The 16,639-nt window shown below is 60.8% G+C and carries 13 protein-coding genes and 1 pseudogene; 8 read left to right on the top strand and 6 right to left on the bottom strand.

Features of this window, described 5'->3' with window-relative positions:
• Window positions 1-153 precede the first annotated feature (153 nt).
• A pseudogene (locus AC07O1_RS17575) lies at window positions 154-387 on the bottom strand (TonB-dependent receptor); the annotation flags it as partial.
• Between the two features lie 317 nt (window positions 388-704).
• Window positions 705-1,427, bottom strand: a complete 723-nt coding sequence (locus AC07O1_RS17570; RefSeq protein ID WP_495089532.1) for a pirin family protein — start codon at window positions 1,425-1,427, stop codon at window positions 705-707.
• Window positions 1,428-1,642: 215 nt separating this feature from the next.
• Between AC07O1_RS17570 and AC07O1_RS17565 the strand changes: the two genes are divergently transcribed.
• Window positions 1,643-2,593 (top strand): GlxA family transcriptional regulator, encoded by a 951-nt coding sequence (locus AC07O1_RS17565; protein WP_495023553.1) that lies wholly within the window; start codon window positions 1,643-1,645, stop codon window positions 2,591-2,593.
• A gap of 186 nt (window positions 2,594-2,779) precedes the next feature.
• Window positions 2,780-4,276, top strand: coding sequence for an ATP-binding protein (locus AC07O1_RS17560; RefSeq protein WP_495089531.1), 1,497 nt, complete (start codon window positions 2,780-2,782; stop codon window positions 4,274-4,276).
• On the opposite strand, the gene AC07O1_RS17555 is transcribed toward AC07O1_RS17560, so the two are convergent.
• A complete protein-coding gene (locus tag AC07O1_RS17555) occupies window positions 4,223-7,018 on the bottom strand; it encodes an ATP-binding protein (RefSeq protein ID WP_495089530.1) in 2,796 nt (931 codons plus the stop codon). The two genes, AC07O1_RS17560 and AC07O1_RS17555, sit on opposite strands and share 54 nt — an antisense overlap.
• A 331-nt stretch (window positions 7,019-7,349) precedes the next feature.
• Between AC07O1_RS17555 and AC07O1_RS17550 the strand changes: the two genes are divergently transcribed.
• Together AC07O1_RS17550 and AC07O1_RS17545 are read left to right on the top strand one after the other, a co-directional pair.
• The gene (locus tag AC07O1_RS17550) at window positions 7,350-7,925 is read left to right on the top strand and encodes a flavodoxin family protein (RefSeq protein ID WP_495089529.1); all 576 of its coding nucleotides are present in this window, start codon (window positions 7,350-7,352) and stop codon (window positions 7,923-7,925) included.
• A gap of 42 nt (window positions 7,926-7,967) precedes the next feature.
• A complete protein-coding gene (locus AC07O1_RS17545) occupies window positions 7,968-8,792 on the top strand; it encodes an alpha/beta fold hydrolase (RefSeq protein ID WP_495089528.1) in 825 nt (274 codons plus the stop codon).
• Between the two features lie 123 nt (window positions 8,793-8,915).
• Here the strand turns inward: AC07O1_RS17545 and AC07O1_RS17540 are convergent, their stop codons facing one another.
• On the bottom strand, window positions 8,916-9,371 hold the full coding sequence (locus tag AC07O1_RS17540) for a helix-turn-helix domain-containing protein (protein WP_495089527.1): 456 nt from the start codon (window positions 9,369-9,371) through the stop codon (window positions 8,916-8,918).
• 226 nt (window positions 9,372-9,597) lie between these two features.
• Here AC07O1_RS17540 and AC07O1_RS17535 point away from each other — a divergent pair, with 226 nt between their 5' ends.
• From AC07O1_RS17535 to ycaC, 4 genes are all read left to right on the top strand, one after another.
• Window positions 9,598-10,521, top strand: coding sequence for a LysR substrate-binding domain-containing protein (locus tag AC07O1_RS17535; protein WP_495089526.1), 924 nt, complete (start codon window positions 9,598-9,600; stop codon window positions 10,519-10,521).
• A gap of 331 nt (window positions 10,522-10,852) precedes the next feature.
• On the top strand, window positions 10,853-11,488 hold the full coding sequence (locus tag AC07O1_RS17530; protein WP_494993205.1) for an antibiotic biosynthesis monooxygenase: 636 nt from the start codon (window positions 10,853-10,855) through the stop codon (window positions 11,486-11,488).
• Window positions 11,485-13,323, top strand: a complete 1,839-nt coding sequence (locus AC07O1_RS17525; RefSeq protein ID WP_495089525.1) for an amidohydrolase — start codon at window positions 11,485-11,487, stop codon at window positions 13,321-13,323. The genes AC07O1_RS17530 and AC07O1_RS17525 overlap by 4 nt, the downstream gene beginning before the upstream one ends.
• Window positions 13,324-13,392: 69 nt before the next feature.
• Window positions 13,393-14,019 carry an isochorismate family cysteine hydrolase YcaC gene (ycaC, locus tag AC07O1_RS17520; RefSeq protein ID WP_495089524.1) on the top strand — a complete coding sequence of 209 codons (627 nt, stop codon included), beginning with the start codon at window positions 13,393-13,395 and terminating at the stop codon, window positions 14,017-14,019.
• Between the two features lie 43 nt (window positions 14,020-14,062).
• Here the strand turns inward: ycaC and AC07O1_RS17515 are convergent, their stop codons facing one another.
• Together AC07O1_RS17515 and AC07O1_RS17510 are read right to left on the bottom strand one after the other, a co-directional pair.
• Entirely contained in the window at window positions 14,063-15,490 is a 1,428-nt protein-coding gene (locus AC07O1_RS17515; RefSeq protein ID WP_495089523.1) for a mechanosensitive ion channel domain-containing protein, read from the bottom strand.
• Between the two features lie 115 nt (window positions 15,491-15,605).
• Window positions 15,606-16,622 (bottom strand): alpha/beta hydrolase, encoded by a 1,017-nt coding sequence (locus AC07O1_RS17510; protein WP_495089522.1) that lies wholly within the window; start codon window positions 16,620-16,622, stop codon window positions 15,606-15,608.
• Between the last annotated feature and the right edge of the window lie 17 nt (window positions 16,623-16,639).

Raw genomic sequence — 16,639 nt, 5'->3', positions numbered from 1 at the left:
TCCACGATACCCCATCCATCGCCAGGCCGTCCCCCTGCGTTTACCGAACCGCGTCCTGGCCTTTGTTGTCGTAGCCCGGTCTGCCAGTCGCGCTTGTGTGCGTTGTAGCGCAGGGTCGCGCCGAACAGGGCGTAAGGATCGGTGTCGTATCTGTTTCTCACGGCTCTCATTCCGTGCCACGTAAGTGGGGTTGGCTGCGTGTGGGTCGTGCTCGAGCAGCGTTTGGTCACCCCCCGGCGAGATCATTGTCAGTCTGGCGGAAGCGTAGGTAGAAACGCGTTTCCAGGTTAGGTTGAGGCGATAACCGAAGTTGGCGATGACGCCCTGGCTCTCGCTGGTCGTGTAGTCTTGGTAGCCGTCTGCGCGTGTGTCGGTTATGGCGATGTAGGTTGGTTTGAACGAGGAAGGCTGAAACTTCCTTATGTGGGTTGTATCCGAGCAGCCATCGATCCCGAGCGGGAGAGGGCTGGAGAGTATCTGCTCATGGTCTACCAGCCCGAAGAGTTGCCTGCGGTGGCCGATATTCGTCGGACGCGAGATGTGAGTCTCGTTTCCCGCTCCAAGCATTAAGAAATGGATCTCTGAAAAGAGGTCCATTTTTTTTCGTCCAAAGAAAAGTCTTTCTTTGGCTGTCCCTGTCGAAGTGTTTTCACATTCCAATGAGTGAAGCCCGGGGGGCACAGCGCCCCCCAGGCAAGTTACGGTCATGGCATTTCCGGCAGCTCTTGAGGACGCAGATCGAACACCAGCACTTCGGCATCCACGCCGTTGCTCAAGGTCAGCGCCTGTTCCTCCCGAATCCGCACACCGTCACCTGCCTGCAACTGCAAGCCATTGAGTTCGACCTTGCCCCGGGCCACATGCACATAGGCGTAGCGATTGGCGGCGAGCGTGAGGCTGGCGCTTTCCTTGCCGTCGATCAGACCGGCATAGACCCGGGCGTCCTGACGCACCCGCAGCGAACCGTTGGCCCCATCGGGGGAGATGATCAGTTGCAGGCGACCGCGTTTTTTCTGCGTGCTGAAGTGCTCTTGCTGATAACGCGGTTTGGCGCCGCTGACGTCCGGTACGATCCAGATTTGCAGGAAGTGCACCGGTCGGGTCGCCGAGTGATTGTACTCACTATGCGCCACGCCGCTGCCGGCACTCATCAATTGCACGTCGCCGGGGCGGATCACCGAACCTGTGCCTAAAGTGTCCTTGTGTTCCAGGGCACCTTCGAGCACATAAGAGAAAATCTCCATGTCCCGGTGCGGGTGTTGGCCAAAGCCTTTACCGGCTGCCACGCGGTCATCGTTGATCACCAACAGGTCGGAAAAACCCTGCTCCCGCGGGTTGCGGTAGTTGGCAAAGGAAAAGGTATGGAACGACTTCAACCAACCGTGATTGGCCGCGCCGCGATCAGAGGCTTTGCGAAGGGTCAGCATGATGAAATCTCCTGTTTGGGACGAGAGTTCGTCCGAGTGAGGAGAAGGTTAATGTTTACCTGCTGGTGCAATAAGTAGATGGAAATTGAAATACTGTCTCGATCAGGTTGACAGTTATGTGAGCGGGTTCATGTATTCTTATTGTTACAAATGGCCATAATGTTCAGTGCTGACGCTACGTTTCCTATTTCTTTGATATCAGTGATTTCCAACCCATGAAAACCGTGGCAATGGTGCTGTTTCCAGACTTTCTCCTGCTTGATATGGCCGGGCCCATGGAGGTGTTTTCTATCGCCAACCGTTATCTGGAGCCGGGCGACCGTTATCAGCTGTCGACGATCGGCACCGAGCATGGCGCGTTGCGCGCATCCAACGGCGTCAGCGTTCAGGCCGATGTGCATATAGACCAGGCCTGCGACAGCTATGACTTGCTGCTGGTGCCGGGCGGTCCGGGGGCCTACAACGAAAAACATCCACCGTTGCTCGACTGGCTACGGGGCGCCGTCAGTCGGTCGGCCGGTTATGGCTCGATCTGCACGGGGGCGTTCATATTGGGGCATGCCGGTTTGCTGGACGGTTATCGGGTGACGACTCACTGGCATTACACGGAGCGGTTGATTCGAGCCTTCCCCAAGGCGACGGTGAAGACCGATCAGATTTACGTCGAGGATCGCAACCTGATCAGCTCTGGCGGGGTCACCGCCGGTATCGACCTGGCACTGGCGGTGGTCGCTCAGGATCACGGCAAGAAAATCGCCCAGGACGTGGCCAAGGTGCTGCTGGTGGTGATGAAACGCCAGGGCGGACAGGCGCAGTTCAGCCCGTTGATGGCTGCGGTGGCACCCCAGGAAACGCCGGTGACCCGGGTGCAGAACCATGTGCTCGAACACCTTGATGAAGCTTTCAGCGTCGAACGCATGGCCAGCCTGGTGAACATGAGTGCGCGGCATTTCGCTCGGGTGTTTGCCCGGGAAGTGAACATTACGCCCATGGAGTTTCTGCAAAGCGCGCGTATCGACTGCGCCAGGAACCTGCTGGAAACCAGTGACCTGCCGCTCAAGACCGTCGCCTACAAGAGCGGCTTCGGCAGCGTGCGGCACATGCGTTTTCTGTTCAGTGAAAAACTGGGTTTGACCCCCGCCCAGTACCGCGAACAGTTCAGTTAAAGCGTTCTTGTCCGTCCTGCGCACTGCAATGGCCGTGACGCTCCCTCCATCGCCGTTGTACCGTCACTCATGCCTGCCAAGATACTCGTGAACTCTTGGCAGCGGAGGTGCGGGAGCCTGGGCGAACATGTGCAACGGATGATTCCGTGCCTTGAGTCGGGTCAGGTTTTGAGCACGTGAACATGTATGAACAGCCTCAGAGATTTAAACAGCGATACGGTACTGCGGTTCGGCCCCTACACGTTCCACCCGAGTCAGCGGTTGGTCCTGGAAGGTGATCGGCCTCTGCGCGTGGGGGGGCGGGCACTGGATATCCTCCAGGTACTGGTCGAGCGCGCGGGTAACGTGCTCAGCAAGGAAGAACTGATTGCCCACGTCTGGCCGACTTCGGTGGTCGAGGAGATCAACCTGCGCGTGCACATCGCTGCCCTGCGTCGGGCCCTCGGTGACGGCCAGAACGGGCGGTGCTACATCGTTAATATTCCCCAGCGCGGTTATAGCTTCATCGCCCCAGTGCAGCGCGAGTCGGACGGGATCCAGGTTTCGATCGAGACCGTTCAGCAGCCCCGGCACAACCTGCCGACACGGATCACGCCAGTGACCGGCCGAGATTCGATCGTTGGCAGTCTGGTCCGGCAGTTGCCGGCTCGCCGTTTCATCACCCTGGTCGGCCCGGCCGGCATCGGCAAGACCACGGTGGCCTTGCGCGTGGCCGAACTGCTGTTGCAGCACTATCGCGATGGCGTCTGGATCGTTGATCTGGCGGCAATCGATGACCCCGTGCAACTCGTCGATTATCTGAGCCAGACCCTGGAACTGGATGTTGGCGTGGATGCCCTGGCGCAACGGCATGCATTGCTGGTGCTCGACAATTGCGAGCACCTGCTCGAACGTTGCCGTTCGCTGGTGGAGGGCCTATTGGTTTCGGCACCACGGTTATCGATCCTGGCCACCAGCCGCGAACCGCTGCAGGTGGCGGGAGAAACGGTCCAGCGTTTGCCAGCCCTGGCGGTGCCGCCGATGTCAGCGCTGCAGAGTGTCAGTGAGGTCATGAGCTATTCAGCGGTGCAGCTGTTTGTCAGCCGTGCCCGTGCCCGCCAACAAGGGTTTGCTCTGCGTGAACAGGACCTCAAGGCTGTGCGGGAAATCTGTCGGCGCCTCGACGGTCTGCCCCTGGCCATCGAACTGGCAGCGGCGCAGATCGATGCGCTGGCACTGGTTGGGCTGCGAGCACAACTGGACAACTGTTTTCAACTGCTGACCCAAGGCCGGCGCACTGCCGTGCCACGGCATCAGACGCTCAAGGCCGCGCTGGACTGGAGCTATCAGCGGCTGAGTCCGCTGGAACAGACCGTGCTGCAGGGGCTGGCGGTGTTCAAAACAGCTTTTACTTTGGACGCAGCCATCGGTGTCATCAGTTGTGCAGTGCTGCGGTCCACCAGTCTGGTGGAGGTGATGGAGCGGCTGGTGCTGAAATCACTGTTGTCGGTTGAACGCAGCAATGGCATGACACGTTACCGGTTTCTCAACACCACCCGTACTTACGCACTGGAAAAACTTGAACTGAGCGGACTGCTGCGAGTGTTTGAAATGCGTTATGCCCGCTACAACAGCCAGGCACGCTGGGGGTCAGGACGGCCGGTGTCGTTGCAACTCGTCGAGCAAACGGCGGACTTTGCTTAGGTCTGGTGTGGCAAAGCCTTCGGTGAAGCGGTTGTAGATCGGCGCCAGCAGGTCGTGGGCTTGTTGGAGGCGGCCTTGATGCTGCCAAAGCTCGGCCAGTGATGTGGCAGTGCGCAGTTCCCACGCCAGAGCCCCCTGGGCTTTTGCCACTCCCAGCGCATTGAGCAGCACGGTCTCGGCTGCACTCTGGCTGTTCTCTGCAAGCAGAGCATTCGCTCTGGCCCGAAGGATTTCTGCCGTGCTCCAGCCCGCAGCGCCGTTTTTGGCCCGTGCCAGCAATGCGTCATCGACGAAACCGCTATCCAGGGTGACCATGATTTCCTTGATCAGCCCGGCGCCGGGTTGCGGGTTCGAATGTGCGTTATCGCCATCGATCACCTGCGCATAGTGCCGGGCCCAGTTGTAGAACAGTGGCACCGAATGTTTTTGTGTTTGCTCGAGCAGCAGGCGCAAGAGTTCACGGGCAGTTTGAGTGTCGCCGTTGTAGTGGGCGATCAGGCAGCCGGACAGTGCCAGTGTGTAGCAAATGGACGTGCCATGGTCGATTTCGATCGCAATGTCCAACGCCTGACGGGCAGTGCGCCAGGCCTTTTCGGGAAGGCCCTGCAACCAGAGGATCCGCGCGAGAATAGTCAGGGCGGCGACGCTCTGGTCGTACTGGACGCCAAAGCCGTGGGTGAAGCGATTGAGGTGTCCGCTCTGGGCCATGCGCTGAATGACCTGTTCAGCACTCTCCCGTGCCTGTTGCTGATCCCCGGCAAAGTGCAGGGCCAGCACCTGCAAACGGTGTGTACTCAGGGACACAGCGGCGTTGCCTTGCAAACCCAGCCGATCGAATTGCAGGCTCTGTTCCAGGGCCGTCTGGTAGTTGCCGCAACTGAGGTTGACCGCCATGTGCCCGGACACGGCTCTGAGCTGACCGGCCACGTCGTTGCAGTGTTCGGCCAGGGTTCTGGCGCTCACAAAGGCTTCGACGGTTTCGGCGGTGCCGCCTTGGGTGTGGTAGCAGGAGCTGCCGAGGGCGAGCTTGAGGGCCATTTTCAGACGAGGGCAGGGCTCGGGCGTCAATTCGAGCAGCGCCAGGGCCTTGCGCACGTACACGCCGTGTTCCTTGAGCAGCGACAGTTCCTGCCAGAGTGGCGTCGAAGCCGCAGCCAGTCGGATCGCCAGTGCCTGCGGCCCTTGAGCGTTCAGGCCCCAGTCGAGGGCCGAGCGAATGTCTTCCAGACTGCGGGCGTAACGCTCGATCCACACACCGGTCTGGATGTGCTCCCAGTCGTTCTGGGCCTGATGCATCAATGCCAGGCAGCGTTCGGCGTGGCGTTCCCGGGTATCTGGCAGATCAGCTGCCTGGTCGAGTTTTTCCAGGGCATAGCTGCGGGTGGTATCGAGCAGGCGGTAGAACACCTGCTCGTCGCCGACCTCCACGTTCAACAGTGACTTGGCCACCAGTTGCGTGATCGAGCCAAACACCTCGCTGGGCTCGATGTGTTCGCCGACAATCACCGCGGCCGCCGATTCCAGCGTGAAACCGCCCCGGAACACACCCAGTCGGCGCAGGCAGGTCTGTTCGCAGGCACTCAGCAGCTCGAAACTCCAGTCGAGTGTTGCGCGCAAAGTCTGATGCCGTCCCAGCGTCGTCTGACAGCCCTGTGTGAGCAGACGAAAACTGCCTTGCAGTTGCGTCAGCAATCCACTCAGGCCAAGGTTGCCCACTTGCGCTGCGGCCAGTTCGATCGCTAAAGGAATGCCGTCCAGGCGGCGGCATATCTCGATCGCCAGAGGCAGCTCGTTATCGGTCAGTTCGAAACTGTCATGACTGGCCATCGCCCGTTCGACGAACAATTGCACAGCCGAAAAGCTCAAGGCCTGGATGCGGTCCAGTGCGGAGATGGGCGGTGGGCAGTCCAGAGACTCCAGGCGCTGAACGAATTCGCCTTCGGCCCTCAGGCTCTCGCGACTGGTGGCCAGAATGTTCACGTCGGGCGCGCCACGCAGGATGCTTTCGCTGAGCAACGCAATGGCGTCGATCAGATGCTCGCAGTTGTCGATCACCAGCAGCATCTGCCGCTCGCGCAGGAAGGTCGCGAGACCGGTCATCGGATCCGCGTCATGCAACGACAGGTCCAGCAGCGTCGCCAGGTGGGGGGCGATCATCGACGGGTCGCTGACCGGGGCCAGGTCCAGCAGTCGAATGCCGTCCCGGTAGCGACCAATCAGTTGTTCGGCGACGCGCAGTGCCACCGTGGTCTTGCCGATACCGCCAGGGCCGACGAGGGTGATGAAGCGTTGGTGTGGCAAGTGCGTCACAAGACTGTCGACCAAGGCCTGGCGGCCAATCATGCGAGTCCGACGAATGGGCAGGTTATGGCCGCTCTGCTCGTGCCCGCCGCTCACGGGACGTTGGTCGAAGTGTTCCACCGAGTATGGCGCGACAAAGCTGTAACCACGTTGGGCCACGGTGACGATGTAGCGCTGGCCGGCTTGACCGTCGCCGAGGGCTTTGCGCAGCGCTGCGATGTGCACTCGCAAATTGATGTCTTCGACGACGCTTTTGGGCCAGACCCGGGCGATCAGTTGCTGCTTGCTGACCACATCCCCGGCGTGCTCCAGCAGGATCAACAGAATGTCCATGGCGCGCCGACCCAGGCGCAGGGGCTGGTCGGCCTCCAGCACCAGACGTTGTCCGGGGTAGATCCGGTAAGGGCCGAAATGCACAGCCTGTTCGGGGGAAAGGGTCAACGGGTCACTCCTGCTTGCATCCGTCTATCACGCGGTATCCGAGCATGTTCCTCAGATTTTTTCGTCAGCGCAACGCGGTGGCCGAGCGACTATCCGGTGTGCGCATCGGCTGCAGCGTTGCCGGTACCGTTCGCAGCTCCGTATTTACTGGGTGCGGCGGTGGCAAAGGGGTGAGTCGGGTCTTTGGTGCACCGTTGAAAATTAACAACGTTTAACTCGTCCTGCGTCCGATTTACGCCCAAAAATCCAATACTTCAAGTCCATCAACCGAAGGCACCGGTCTTTGTGCTTCATGCAGCAAAAAGGATGAACACTTCTGGAGGATGCCGGAATGAGCAACGTGGTGGTGGTCTATCACAGTGGCTACGGGCACACCCGGGTCATGGCCGAAGCCGTGGCCCAAGGCGTGGAACGGCACCTGGGCAGTACCTGCCGACTGATTCCGGTCGAGGAAGTGGACGAGCACTGGGACTGCTTGCACCGCGCCGACGCAATCATCTTCGGCGCCCCGACTTACATGGGCAGCGCCTCGGCGCCGTTCAAAGGCTTCATGGAGGCTACTGCGTCGTTCTACCTGGCCCAGCCCTGGCGCGACAAATTGGCCGCTGGGTTCACCAACTCCGGCTGCCTGTGCGGCGACAAGCTCAACACCTTACTGCAGATGGCGGTGTTCGCCGCTCAGCACTCGATGATCTGGGTCGGTCTCGACCTGCTGCCGGCGCGCTCCAGCGCTAGCGTGTTCGATGGGCAATTGAATCGCCTGGGCAGTTCGCTGGGGGCCATGGCCCAGTCGAATGTCGAACAATCCCCGGACCATGCGCCACCTCCCGAAGATCGCTGCACCGCCGCGCACTTGGGCGAGCGGGTAGCACGCCTGGCCGACCGAATGGGCCATCTATCGGTTTGATTCACCCAAACAGCCCGACCCGTTAGTTAAGGAACAATCACCATGAGTACATTCACCACCCGCGACGGTACCGAGATTTACTACAAGGACTGGGGCACCGGCCAGCCCATCGTCTTCAGCCACGGCTGGCCGTTGAATGCCGACAGCTGGGAATCACAGATGATCTTCCTGGCGTCCAAGGGCTACCGGGTCATTGCCCATGACCGCCGTGGCCACGGCCGCTCCAGCCAGCCCTGGTCTGGCAATGAAATGGACACCTACGCCGACGACCTCGCGCAGTTGATCGAGCTGCTGGATCTACAAAATGCGGTGCTGTTCGGTTTCTCCACCGGCGGCGGCGAAGTGGCGCGTTACATCGGTCGACACGGCACCGGTCGCGTGGCCAAGGCCGGGCTGATCTCCGCGGTACCGCCGCAGATGATCAAGACCGAAGCCAATCCTGGCGGCCTGCCGATGGAAGTGTTCGACGGTATGCGTCAGGCGTCCCTGGCGGACCGTTCGCAGTTGTACAAAGACATCGCCAGCGGGCCGTTCTTTGGCTTCAACCAGCCTGGGGTCAAGCCTTCTCAGGGGATGATCGACTGGTTCTGGATGCAGGGCATGACCGCCGGTCACAAGAGCACCTATGACTGCATCAAGGCGTTCTCCGAAACCGACTTTACCGAAGACCTGAAAAAGTTCGACGTGCCGACCCTGGTGGTACATGGCGACGCTGACCAGATCGTGCCAATCGAAGCCGCCGGCATCGCCTCGGCCAAATTGATCAAGGGCTCGAAACTGCTCGTCTACCCCGGCGCGCCCCATGGGCTGACCGATACTCACAAGGATCAGCTCAACGCCGACCTGCTGGCGTTCCTCAAGGCCTGATTGGCCACGGCGCGGGCGTTCGGCCCGCGCCGGTTTTCGCTCCTTGCTTGAGTGGCATTCCACTGCTGGGGTGATTCTCGGTCGTCATCCCTGAAAGCCGAGCGGTCATACCGCTCGGCTTCTTCATGGGAGGTGAATTTGAGCGGTATATGAGGGGGCGGAGATTGCTGCGGTGGGAGGGGCGGATCGCATCGCCTGACAGCGCCAGGCAAAAGGCGTGATGCCTTCACTGCGGGTGAAAATGTGGCAGAAGTGCGCCTGATCGCAGAAGCCGCATTCCAGGCTGATTTGCGTCAGGGTCATGTCGGTGTTCTGGATCAGTTGCTTGGCCCGGGCGATGCGCTGGCAACGAATCCAGTCCTGGGGTGACAGGCCCGTGCTGCACTTGAAGGTACGGGAGAAATGACTGCGCGACATCGCGCAGGCCCGGGCCAGTTCGGTGACTTCCAGGGTTTCGCTGAGGCGCTCGAGGATCAACTGCTTGATCAGGCTTTCCCGCCAGGGGCTGAGGCCGCCAGTGGTGGATTTTCGCGTTTGCGTGGCTGATGCGTGGGCGGCGTTGTGCTGAACGTGGGCCATGGCAAATGTCCGGGTCGGTGGGAATGCGCTGGCGCACTGCACGGTGGGTCAGCACCATCCCTTTTGGAATAACAGGTATGCGTAGAAGGCTTGATTGTTGGTCGCAGGGCTTTGGCTTGCGAGTTAAACGTTGTTAATTCCTCCGGTTAACAGCGCGCGCAAACCTATGATTGAGTAAAGTCCAAAAGACTTTGCCAGGCTGGAAAAACACCATGGAACCGTACCTATGAACCGTAGCGATCTGCGCCGCGTCGATATGAACCTGTTGGTGATTTTCGAGGCTCTGATGTTCGAAAAGAATCTGACCCGGGTCGCCGAAAAACTCTTTATGGGGCAGCCAGCCGTGAGCGCCGCGTTGGGGCGGTTGCGTGATCTGTTCGACGATCCGCTGTTGCTGCGCAACGGTCGCGGCATGGAGCCGACGGCACGGGCGCTGGCGATTCTCAAGGAGCTGCAACCGGCGATGGACACCATCTGCGGGGCGGTCAGCCGGGCCAGGGAGTTTGATCCGGCTACCAGTTGTGATGTGTTTCGCATTGGTCTGTCGGACGACGCCGAGTTTGGCTTGTTTCCGTCGCTGTTGAGCCATCTGCGGGAGGAGGCGCCGGGAATCATTGTGGTGGTGCGCCGCGCCAATTATTTGCTGATGCCGGCGTTGCTGGCGTCCGGGGAAACTTCAGTCGGGGTCAGTTACACCACCGAACTGCCGGCCAATGCCAAACGCAAGAAACTGCGGGATATCCCGTGCAAAGTGCTGCGCGCAGACAACCGGCCTGGAGCACTGACGCTGGATGAGTACTGTGAGCGGCCCCATGCGATGGTGTCGTTTTCGGGGGATTTGAGCGGCAACATTGATCTTGATCTGGCCAAGGTGGGTCGCACCCGACGGGTGGTATTGGGGGTGCCGCAATTCAGTGGGTTGCGGGCGTTGCTCGCCGGGACTGAAATGATCGCTACCGTTCCCGACTACGCCGCCTGCGCGCTGGTCGAAGGCTGTGCCTTGAGGGCCGAAGATCCGCCGTTTCCCATCGATGAGGCACAGTTGTCGATGGCCTGGAGCGGGGTGCACGACAATGATCCGGCGGAGCGATGGTTGCGGTCGCGGATTACTCAGTTCATGTCCGAGCCTCTGAATATTCCAGCTTCATAGCGGGAAAAACTCCTGCCAGAAACCGCTTTTGTGGCGAGGGAGCTTGCTCCCGCCGGGTCGCGTAGCGGCCCCAAAACCAACCACCGGGATTCATCAGGTAGAACACATCAGCCGGTTCTACGACAGCCGCGCCCGAGCGCGGACCGGCCGGCGCGAGCAACCCCGCTCGCCACAGGAAAGTGTCGGGCTCAAGTCCGCTCGCAAAGAGAGCACATACGTTCAATTTTCCCCTCCCTCACACCGGCATTATCGAATCAAGTCCTGGCGCACCGACGCCGCTGGTTTTCACTTGTGCTTGCGCACAATTTCCGTTTCGCCGGAGCCTTTCGTTATGCCTGAATCCAATCGATTCGACCCTGCAACCACCCACCCGGTGCGCGGCTTCGAAGAAGTCGTGACCCTGGTCGTCAAACACCGGGTCAAGGCCGGTTTTGAAGTGCCCTATGAAGCCTGGCTGCGGCGGATTGTCGGTATTGCCGGGCAGAGCGAGGGGCATTTGGGGGTGGATGTGATTCGCGGCAAGAGCGCCGGCCTGGACATGTTTACCTGCGTGCTGCGTTTTTGCTCTACCGAGGCGATGCAGCGCTGGCTCGATTCGCCGCAACGGCTGGAGCTGGTCAACGAAGCCGAGCCGATGCTGGCGGATGGGGACCAGACCGAGGTCAACCCGGTCAAGGAATTCTGGTTCGCGCCACAGGCCGATGCCGGTTCGCCACCGCCGCGCTGGAAGCAGGCCGTGGTGACGCTGCTGGTGATCCTGCCGCATACCTTGCTGGTGCCGCTGATCTGGGGCCCGCTGCTCAAGCTCAACGCCTTTCTGTCCAATTACGTGGTTGCCACTTTTCTGATCACCGTGACCATTGTGGTTTCGGTGGTGTACCTGTTCATGCCCAGGGCGACGCGTCTGTTCGCGCCGTGGCTGAAAGCCGGACAACCTCATTCCACTCTGCCTGAGGAAAACCAATGAACGCCGATCTGATTCTATTCAATGGCCAGTTTCATACCGTTGACCGTGAAAAACCCCTCGCCAGTGCGGTCGCGATCACCAATGGCCGCTTCGTCACGGTGGGTACCGATGCCGAGGCCATGGCCCTGCGCGGTTCGGGCACTCAGGTCATTGACCTCAAGGGCCGCTGCGTCATCCCTGGGCTCAACGACTCGCACTTGCACCTGATTCGGGGCGGCTTGAACTACAACCTCGAACTGCGCTGGGAAGGCGTGCCGTCCCTGGCCGATGCCCTGCGCATGCTCAAGGACCAGGCCGATCGCACGCCGACGCCGCAATGGGTGCGGGTGGTCGGTGGCTGGAACGAATTCCAGTTCGCCGAAAAGCGCATGCCGACGATTGAAGAACTCAACCAGGCTGCGCCGGATACGCCGGTGTTCGTTTTGCACTTGTACGACCGCGCCTTGCTCAACCGCGCAGCGCTCAAGGTTGTCGGTTACACGCGCAACACGCCGAACCCTCCGGGTGGCGAGATTGTGCGCGACGCCAACGGCGATCCGACCGGCATGTTGGTGGCCCGTCCGAACGCGATGATTCTTTACTCGACCTTGGCCAAAGGGCCGAAGTTGCCGCTGGAATATCAGGTCAACTCGACCCGTCAGTTCATGCGTGAACTCAATCGTCTGGGCCTGACCAGCGCCATCGATGCGGGTGGTGGTTTCCAGAATTACCCGGACGATTACGCAGTGATCGATAAGTTGGCCAAGGACCAGCAACTGACGATTCGCATCGCTTATAACCTGTTTACCCAGAAGCCCAAGGAAGAGCTGACCGACTTCAAGAACTGGACCAGCAGCGTCACCCTGCACCAGGGCGACGATTACCTGCGACACAACGGCGCCGGGGAAATGCTGGTGTTCTCGGCGGCGGATTTCGAAGACTTCCTCGAACCGCGCCCGGACCTGCCGCAAACCATGGAACAGGAACTGGAACCGGTGGTTCGCCACTTGGTCGAGCAACGCTGGCCGTTCCGCCTGCACGCCACTTACAACGAATCCATCAGCCGCATGCTCGATGTGTTCGAGAAGGTCAATCGCGACATTCCGTTCAACGGTTTGCCGTGGTTCTTCGACCACGCTGAAACCATCACTCCACAGAACATCGAGCGGGTGAAGGCGCTGGGTGGCGGCATCGCGATTCAGGATCGCATGGCGTTCCAGGGGGAATACTTCGTCGAGCGTTACGGCAGCAAAGCCGCCGAGCACACCCCGCCGATCAAACGCATGCTCGCCGAGGGCGTGCCGGTCGGCGCGGGCACCGACGCGACACGGGTTTCCAGCTATAACCCGTGGACCTCGCTGTACTGGATGGTCAGCGGCCGCACCGTCGGTGGTCTGGCGTTGTACGAGGAAGGCTTGCCGCGCACCACTGCGCTGGAACTGTTCACCCACGGCAGCGCCTGGTTCTCGTCCGAACAGGGCAAGAAGGGCCAGATCAAGGTCGGGCAACTGGCGGACCTGGCAGCGTTGAGCGCGGATTTCTTCAGCGTCGAGGAAGAAGCGATCAAGTGGATCGAGTCGGTACTGACGGTGGTCGGCGGCAAGGTTGTGTACGCCGCCGGCGACTTCGAAAAACTCGGGCCGGCCAGCGTACCGGTACTGCCGGACTGGTCGCCGGTGATGAAAGTCCCCGGCCACTGGCGCCCGAATTCGCCGATGCAGGCTCAGGTCCACCATTGCAGCGGCCCGTGCGCGGTGCATACGCACAGCCATGAAAAGGCGCGCCAGTCGAATGCGCCGGTCAGCGATTTCGCCGGTTTCTGGGGCGCATTCGGCTGTTCCTGCTTCGCCTTCTGATTCCGAAACAAAGCGCCGGTCTTCGTGACCGGCGCTCCCCCGCAACAACCATCCATCGAGGAGTTCCACATGAGCAACGTTCCTTACTCGCGTCTGAACAAAGACGATGCCGTTGTGCTGTTGGTCGACCACCAAACCGGTCTGATCTCGGTGGTGCAGGATTTCAGCCCGAACGAGTTCAAGAACAACGTCCTGGCGCTGGGCGACATCGCCAAGTTCTTCAACCTGCCGACCATCCTTACCACCAGTTTCGACAGCGGCCCGAACGGCCCGATCGTGCCGGAACTCAAAGAGCAATTCCCGGACGCGCCGTTCATTGCCCGCCCTGGCCAGATCAACGCCTGGGACAACGCAGACTTCGTCAAAGCCATCAAGGCCACCGGTCGCAAGCAACTGATCATCGCCGGTGTAGTGACTGACGTGTGCGTGGCGTTCCCGACCCTGTCGGCGCTTGCTGAAGGTTTTGAAGTGTTCGTGGTCACCGATGCTTCCGGCACCTTCAACACCACTGTGCAACAAGCGGCGTGGGCGCGGATGTCGGCCGCCGGTGCGCATCTAATGAACTGGTTCGCGGTGGCCTGCGAGCTGCAAGTCGACTGGCGCAATGACATGGAAGGTTTGGCGAATCTGCTGTCGCAGCGTCTGCCGAACTATCGCAATCTGATCAATAGCTATACCAAGTTCACTGCCAAGTAATCCGCTGAAAAAAATGCCCGCCGATGTGCGGGCATTTTTGTGCTCAACGTTTTTGCAACCACCCCAGAAACCCACCTTTCCTGACCGGCACAGGCTTGGCCATCAACGCCAGCCGACTGTTCTGTTGCCGTACCGCCTGCAGCTTGTTCAACGCCTGGCCCACTTCGCTGCGCTGCTCCATGCACTGGCGGGTCAGGTTCTTGTCGAGACGGTAGATGATGGAGGATGTCAGCGCGGTGAACGTCGCCTGGGACGGTGTATCGGCAAGGATGCTCTGTTCGCCCATGACTTCGCTCGGCCCCATGCGGCCTGCCTCGGCCAGGCCATTGCCGTCGGACACGCTGGCGCTGACGACACCGGTGGCAATCACAAACAGGCTGTCCGGCACTTCGTCCAGATCCAGCACCACCTGGCCGGCGCTGTACTGCTGCGGCACCATCGATTCAGCGAGGCGGTCACGTTCCTCATGGCTAAGCGAGCGAAAAATCTTCACTTCATCGAGCAACGCGCGGGCGCGGCTCGAGGGTTCGATCACGCCGTCCGGATGCCGCGAGATGCCCGCCGCTTCAAGGTGCCGATGGGCGAGGTCGAACAGTTGATTGCGCACGTCGCCTTTCTTGCCCAGTTCGGCGATGAAACCGCTGGCCACGTATTCGGACATTTCTTCACCGGCCTCTTTGAGCAGCGCTTTCGGCGCCGGATCGAGCAACAGACTGCTGCTGCCTTGCAGAGTACGCTCGAGGGCATCGAGCACCCGGCGCGGACGGATGTGGTTCGGCACCATGATGCTGATCGACACGCCGTGCAGGTTGGTCGGGCGGCTGAGGTTGACGATCTTGGCCTTGGCCGCCACCGAGTTCGGCACCACGGCCAGGGTGCCAGCGCTGGTCAGCAGATGGGTGGCGCGCCAGTCAATATCGAGCACCTTGCCTTCGACGCCATCGATCATCACGAAATCGTCCACCTGATAGGGCTTGGTGGTGTTGAGCACGATGCCGGAGAACACGTCGCTCAACGTACTCTGCAAAGCCAGACCGACCACGATGGCGACCACCCCGGAGGTCGCGAGCAAACCTTTGACCGGCAGCTCCAGCACATACCCGGCGGCAGCGACAATGGCGGCCAGGAACACCAGCGCACCGATCACGTCCTGCAACAACCGACCGCTGTGACCGATGCGGCGCATCAGGGCCAGACCGATCACTTCGGTCAGCACCCGCGCGGCGTACAGCCACCAGAGAATCCCCAGCGCCGTGGCGCCCAGTTGCGCAACATGATCATCGGCGAACAACGGCGCCTGCAACGGGCTGACGCCGGCGTTGATGACCAGCGCACTGAACGCCAGAAACAACGCCAGACGCACGCCGACCCGCGGGGCGCGGTGCTTGAACGGGGCGAGGTGCCAGAGCAGAGCGTCGAGCACCAGAAGCAGGGCGCTCCAGGACAGCAGGTGGGCAAACATGAAAGTCATGGAATAGCTCCGCCGGAAAAGAGTGAGTGGCTCGCACCGGATTTGTGAGAGCGAGCCTGCTCGCTCCCACAAAAAAGCCCTTCGCCCCACATCGCTGTGGGGGAAGGGCACTGGCTTAGTTCAGATGGGTCTTGAGCTCAGCCGCCGCTTGTCGCACTGCTGCCTTCACTTCAGGTATCTGACTCAGCGGATTGAGCAGGCCAAAGTCATGAATCATCCCGTTGTAGCGCACCGAGGTCACCGGTACGCCGGCTGCATCGAGGTGGCGGGCGTAGCCTTCGCCTTCGTCACGCAGCACGTCGAATTCGGCGGTCTGCACCAGCGCGGCAGGCAGGCCCTTGAGCTGTTCGGCGCTGGCATTCAATGGCGAGGCATGGATCTGCGCGCGCTCGGCCGGGTTGGTGGTGTAGTTGTCCCAGAACCACTGCATCATGTCTTTGGTCAGGAAGTGGCCTTCGGCAAACTGCTGGTACGAGCCGTTATCGAACCCGGCGTTGGTCACCGGCCACATCAGCAACTGGAAGCGCAGGGCCGGGGTGTTCTGTTCCTTGGCCATCAACGCCACCACCGCCGCCATGTTGCCGCCGACGCTGTTGCCGGCCACCGCCAGACGCTTGCCGTCGACACCGATGTCCTTGCCATGCTCGGCCACCCATTTCGTAGCGGCGTAGGCCTGGTTGATCGCAGTCGGGTAGTGCGCTTCTGGCGACGGGGTGTAATCGACGTACACGGCAACTGCCCCGGAGCCCACCACCAGATCGCGAATCAAGCGTTGGTGGGTCGGGAAGTCGCCCAGCACCCAACCGCCGCCGTGGAAGAACATGAACACCGGCAACTCACCCTTGACCTTGGCCGGGCGCACCACTTTCAGGTTGATCGTCTGGCCGTCGACCTTGATCGCCTTGTCGCTGACTTCAACACCGGACAGATCGACTTTCACCGAGGCCTGGGCACCGGTCAGCACCGCGCGGGCGTCTTTCGGGCTCAGTTGTTCCAGCGGTTTACCACCGCCGGCGGCGAGGGCATCGAGGAAGGCCTGGGTGTTGTGTTCGACACCGGGGCTGCCGGCGGCGAAAGCGTTGCCGATGGACAGGGCGAGGAGGGAAGCGGTGAGGGTTCTCTTGAGGCTCATGGTCAATTCCTTTTTCA

It is taken from the genome of Pseudomonas sp. GW821-FHT07G10 (genome assembly GCF_059418545.1).
The sequence above is the reverse complement of the archived record's forward strand: the minus strand, read 5'-3'. Positions and strand labels throughout refer to the sequence as shown.

What these genes read in the sequence shown, in the direction of transcription:
- ycaC (WP_495089524.1), top strand. Translation starts at nt 13,393, where the DNA reads ATGAGCAACGTTCCTTACTCGCGTCTGAACAAAGACGATGCCGTTGTG.
- AC07O1_RS17550 (WP_495089529.1), top strand. Translation starts at nt 7,350, where the DNA reads ATGAGCAACGTGGTGGTGGTCTATCACAGTGGCTACGGGCACACCCGG.
- AC07O1_RS17545 (WP_495089528.1), top strand. Translation starts at nt 7,968, where the DNA reads ATGAGTACATTCACCACCCGCGACGGTACCGAGATTTACTACAAGGAC.
- AC07O1_RS17565 (WP_495023553.1), top strand. Translation starts at nt 1,643, where the DNA reads ATGAAAACCGTGGCAATGGTGCTGTTTCCAGACTTTCTCCTGCTTGAT.
- AC07O1_RS17540 (WP_495089527.1), bottom strand. Translation starts at nt 9,371, where the DNA reads ATGGCCCACGTTCAGCACAACGCCGCCCACGCATCAGCCACGCAAACG.
- AC07O1_RS17525 (WP_495089525.1), top strand. Translation starts at nt 11,485, where the DNA reads ATGAACGCCGATCTGATTCTATTCAATGGCCAGTTTCATACCGTTGAC.
- AC07O1_RS17515 (WP_495089523.1), bottom strand. Translation starts at nt 15,490, where the DNA reads ATGACTTTCATGTTTGCCCACCTGCTGTCCTGGAGCGCCCTGCTTCTG.
- AC07O1_RS17560 (WP_495089531.1), top strand. Translation starts at nt 2,780, where the DNA reads ATGAACAGCCTCAGAGATTTAAACAGCGATACGGTACTGCGGTTCGGC.
- AC07O1_RS17530 (WP_494993205.1), top strand. Translation starts at nt 10,853, where the DNA reads ATGCCTGAATCCAATCGATTCGACCCTGCAACCACCCACCCGGTGCGC.
- AC07O1_RS17535 (WP_495089526.1), top strand. Translation starts at nt 9,598, where the DNA reads ATGAACCGTAGCGATCTGCGCCGCGTCGATATGAACCTGTTGGTGATT.
- AC07O1_RS17510 (WP_495089522.1), bottom strand. Translation starts at nt 16,622, where the DNA reads ATGAGCCTCAAGAGAACCCTCACCGCTTCCCTCCTCGCCCTGTCCATC.
- AC07O1_RS17570 (WP_495089532.1), bottom strand. Translation starts at nt 1,427, where the DNA reads ATGCTGACCCTTCGCAAAGCCTCTGATCGCGGCGCGGCCAATCACGGT.